Annotated in this window: 2 protein-coding genes; both read right to left on the reverse strand. The window is 33.8% G+C overall.

What is annotated here, in order from left to right:
- Positions 1–99: 99 nt before the first annotated feature.
- Entirely contained in the window at positions 100–864 is a 765-nt protein-coding gene (locus tag ABID39_RS07570; protein ID WP_354187531.1) for a hypothetical protein, read from the reverse strand.
- Between the two features lie 1695 nt (positions 865–2559).
- A partial coding sequence (locus tag ABID39_RS07575) for a type ISP restriction/modification enzyme (RefSeq protein WP_354187533.1) occupies positions 2560–5322 on the reverse strand: 2763 nt, incomplete at its 5' end.

The raw sequence follows: 5322 nt of genomic DNA on the forward strand, positions 1-5322 counted from the left end.
GCAAACTTTTTTTGCATAGCACAATTCCTTATATAAGAGATTTAAATTTTAAGATGAAATGATTAAAGGAGGGCGCCCCCGCCGCGCCCGCGCGTCTATTTACGCAGCGTCACTTTCATATTCGCTATCATCGTCATAATACCCTTCAAAATCAGCATAATATTCATCACGGTAATAATCATCTTCACTACCAAATTCAGGATATGCATCATCACAAATATCTTCATTAGCAGTTAAAGAGGCATTGCTATGAATATAAGAATTCCCTGAGATAAGAGCATCACAAACCATGGCATCATCAAAAACCCGTGCATCATCACAAATATAAGCAGAGCCCCTTATTTTTGCATTGCCTCCGACATGGGCATTATCACAAATCACGGCGTTATCAGAAATATAGGCATAATCAGTTACATAGGCATTATCATAAAGTTGTGCATTGCCTTCAATTACAACGGCATTGCTCGCATGAGCATTGCCTGAAAGTTTAGCATTGTCTTTTAATGTTCTTCCTTCAAAAATAGCATTGCCATAAATTTGTGCATTGCCATAAACGTCAACAAAAAAGCTTTTGACTTTAGCATTTCCAAAGACGCGTGCATTTTGAAAGACCCTTGCTTTATTATAAACCCAGCAATTACCCTCATGAGAGAGGTTCTCTTCCTTTTCGATATACCCCCCTAAATCGCCTTTTTTAACATCATCAAAATCTCTTAAAGCTCTGATACGAGTTAAGAAATGACCATCGATATATTCATAATCATCAATAAATTCATATTTTTTTGCAGGCTCTTGTTGATTAATAGGCGCGGTTGCATTTGAAATGGAAGAGAGAACAGGGGAGTTTTTTGATATATTTGTCATAATTAAAACCTACATGTTTATATGTTTTGAAATTGACACCCTAATGGGCGCCGGGCGCTCAAAACACGGCATGTAGTCCCGTTGTTACGCTTTCCTCATAAAGAGTATTGTATGACGTAACGACACCCGACAAAATCACTATATATGCTAACAAAAGCATAAAAGAAAGTCAGTTTTTATAATAGGATTAGGTTTATCGCAACCTCTTCGCTACATGTTTAGTGTTTTGATCACTTGATTATTTATATAACAAAATACGTATTTATTGTCAATTAATATTTTATCTTTTTTGATATTTTTTGTATTTTTTTAATACGTTATGTATTGATAATATCCTATGCTTATTAATTGTTTCTTTTATATTTATATGCTTTTAAAGCTATATTATGGGCTTTGTAAAGCGATTGTGTTATGTTTTGAATCTATACATTCATAATATTTAGAAACGCTTTCATAATGCGTTTTTTTATCTTTATAACCTATCTATTTTTTTACTAAATGAATTTTAGATTTTTTTGTGAATTTTGTTTATAACGCATTTGCAATTTATTTATATGCACCGCGCTCTTATAACCAATGCATTCATTTGCATTTTTGCTTTATTCAAATGAGGCTGTTATTTTTACGCATTCTCTATAGCTGTTATATTTTTATAGCCATGGCATCATTTTTTATTTTCATAAGAGAAATGATAAATATGATAATTGTGATTTATAGTCTGTTATGAAAACATCTAAAGAGAGATTGATACTTATAGAGATTAGTGAATCCCTTTTAATAGACCGTGTCAGTTTTGTCAGTTCCTTTTAGAGCCTATATTATTTTTTTTAAGTGAGTAAAAATAAAAAACATTATATATCAATAGGTTAATATTTTTTAAGATACAACCCATATCGAAAATACAACCTTAAATACAATTAATAATATATATGTGTCAGTAAATTGAACTGACAAAATAGACCATTTGAGTGAGTGATTAAAACATGTCTTATAAAAAATGAATTTATCAGTTCATTTGAATAGATAAACTTATGATTTTAGAGAATGATTACAATGTTTTTTATGAAAAGCATGTGATCCTTTAAAGCCTTTCAAAAGATAGGTTTATAATCATAAGAAATGTTATCAAGATCATTATGGTTATGAGTTTTGAAGTTTTTTTGGGTTTTAACGGTTGCTGCTATTATGTAAAAAACGATAAAAAATAAAAACATTATATTTCAATGTGTTAAGATTTTACAGACCTTAAAAAAACAACCTCTATTGATAATACAACCTCTAAATTCAACTAATAATATAGGTTTTGAGGGGGTTTTGAGGGGGTTTTGAGGGGGTTTTGAGGGGGTTTTGACGATTTTTATACCTTCAAAACCTATAAAGAAATGAATATACATAACTTTCTTTAAACAAAGCTTTTGAAAACAATAAAGCTATCATTTTAGATTGCGATATAATCTCTTAACGGCAATGTAAAAAAATCTAATTCTATTTAAGAGTGGATTTCTTATAAATCTTGAAGCAATCCAAATGAGAGTATCTAAAAGTGCAAGTTTCTTCTTTTTAGAATAACGCATGATAAATTATCCTTTTAAAGATTGTATGCAAGCAATGTATAAAAGGGTATAGACTACAAGTTATAAGACCTTATACCCCCTTATGAGGTTATCGCACTCATTATGTGAGCATGCTTTTAAGTTATTCAGTTTCTCTTAGTTCTAATTTTGGTAAGTTCTTAACGATTTTCATGGTTTCTAAACTTACGGTAATAACCCTCTGAAATAACTCTAGAGGGTAGGCAGGGTTGCCAATGGTTTCAACAGCATAGCGATTGGCATCATTCACAATACCACTCTTTTTATCTGTTTTAACACATTGACGTCTCATAACCCATTCAAGAGCGGGCTTGCCATTGACGATATACTCATAAGCTTCAAGAGGGATATCTGTTATTGTGATATTGCTATTGTAAATAACTGTTGATTTATCTTTCTCTTTACCTGCTTTTGCAAATTTCATTTCAGTTACATAATAGAATTTTTCGGGATTAGAGATCTCTGTCTGTTTTGGATTACCCTTTTTAAATGTGACTGGATAAGGTTCTACATCTTCATAATTCACGTGCAAATGACCCAGTTCACGCCCTGCTGTTACAAACTTCCAAAAATCTTCAGCAGTTTTTACACAAGGAATGCGAGGTAATTCTTTGCATAAATTATCAGCATAACGAGAGCGATAATCTTCCGAATGCAAAAGACCGTAAACATAATAGAATAGATCATCTTTTGTTATGGTTTCATTAGGATAAGCAGCTTTAAAATGGGCTAGCCCTTCATCCGTAATGGCATCATGCTTTTGTAAACCAGCTGTTTTAGTTTCTTCTGTAAATAAATGGGATTGTTTCTCACTTTTACTTTTTGAAACCGGAGTGTCTTCATAAATATATCTTGGAAAGCATTGACCATTATGTACAACATGAAGATCAAGTATAGACTTAACTATCAAAACAGAAAAACCTGATTGAGTTCCCATGCCTGAAATTTGTATTACCTTATTTTTAACCGCCTGCCCTATAGGGAATATCCGTGGCATTTGGTAAACCATTTCATTAAAGGCACGATTATAATAGAGCCACTGTCGTGTAAATGGGCGATACAAACTTTGCGTAAGACATGTAGTCTCAAATTCAAAAATCTTTCCTTTTGCCAATTCTTGTTTAAGAGTACGACTCCAGCTAATTTTACTCTCATCCGTATTGATAAAATTGTCTACAGCATTTTTACGTATCCTGCGATCAATATGTTCATAAGCATCGTTAAAACGTTCCACTTCGCTGTTATAGAAGGCAATCATATTGCTCATGTTCTTCCCTAAAGCCTCAAGGCTCGAGTTATATGCCCATGCATCACGATTGGTTTTTAGACCACAAGAATAAGTCTCAAAGAGCTTTTTATTATGTCCTTTTTTAGCACCCTTAGCACCCATGGCTAAAAATGCTTTGAAACTATCATCACGTTGATTGATCCAATCACCATGCTTGTCTGGTGTAATCATTCGCCAGCTTTGTCTACGTGTAATACCATCAACACTACCAAAGTACTGAAGCATCTCAAGTTTTTTTTCGGTGGAAAGATTATCTCCAATATCATGATAGTAAATTTTACAATCTCTAGAGACATTGGGATTTTTAATAAATAATGTTACGGCAATACCCGTCATACTACCATTGCCAAAAATATTCTCACCTTCTTGAGAATTTTTTTTGTTCATCATATTTTTGCGAACATCCCCCCGCAAATTCAGAACATAAATACTCGTAAATTCTTTGGCTAAAGATTTTCGTAAGCTGTTCATTGTTGGCTTTTCTATGTAGCTTGAACCAGAAACAAAACCGATTACCCCAGCATTATCAATACGGTCACTAGCCCAGCGAATGGCACGGATATAACTGTCATAAAGCGCCCGTATATTTGTTACTTTCGATTGAGCAGCGTAAGTTTCACGAATACGATTATCTAGTATAGGATAAGGAGTATTCTTTGCATTATCGTTTTCGCTTTTTTGTCCTACTGAATAAGGAGGGTTACCAAAAATAACTTGAATATCCAGTTTCTTTTGATGCTCTAAATATTCACTATTGTCTTTGAATAATTCCTGTAGCAGATTCTTCTCTTCAAGCATACGGAAGGTATCGGTCAAACCAATATGCTTAAAGGGAATATACTCACCTTTCATAATACTATGATAAGTCGATTCAATGTTAATCGCTGCTATGTAATAAGCTAAGAGAACAATCTCATTGGCATGGATATTATGACGGAATTTATATTCCATATCCTCTTGTTTGATGAGATTGGATTGTAGAAGCCGTGTGATAAAGGTACCCGTTCCAGTGAAAGGGTCGAGGATAGAAACACCACGTGAACCCAAGCTTTTTCCAAATTCATTACGCAACACATCATCAACAGAATGAATGATAAAATCAACAACCTCAACGGGCGTATAAACAATCCCAAGCCTATCCGTAGTCTTTTTAAATGCCTTGGCAAAAAAGCTTTCATAAAGCGTAATAATAAGATTTTGCCTTGCTTGTGGCAAGGTAATTCCTGAGGCTCGAAGCTTTACACTGTTATAGAATTCTTGTAATTCCTTGGTTTCTTCCTCGATATTGGTTTTATCGAGTTCTGTTAAGATCTTTTCCATAGCTTGCGAAATGGCATTGTTTTGTACAAACTCATTGCCCTTAAACAAAGCTTCAAACACAGGACGCGTGACAAGATGCTGGGCAAGCATCTCAATCGCTTCTTCTTGTTTTATTTCACTGTTTAAATTGTTCTTTAATTCTTTATGGAAGGCATCAAAAGCATGAAAGGCTTCACTGCTTTCATCAGCAAGGAGATTTTGAAGACGAGTGATATGGTTTTGTGCAATCTCAGCCACATTGCCCGCCCAACTTTCCCA

This window comes from Bartonella japonica (genome assembly GCF_040545385.1).
Taxonomy (GTDB): domain Bacteria; phylum Pseudomonadota; class Alphaproteobacteria; order Rhizobiales; family Rhizobiaceae; genus Bartonella; species Bartonella japonica.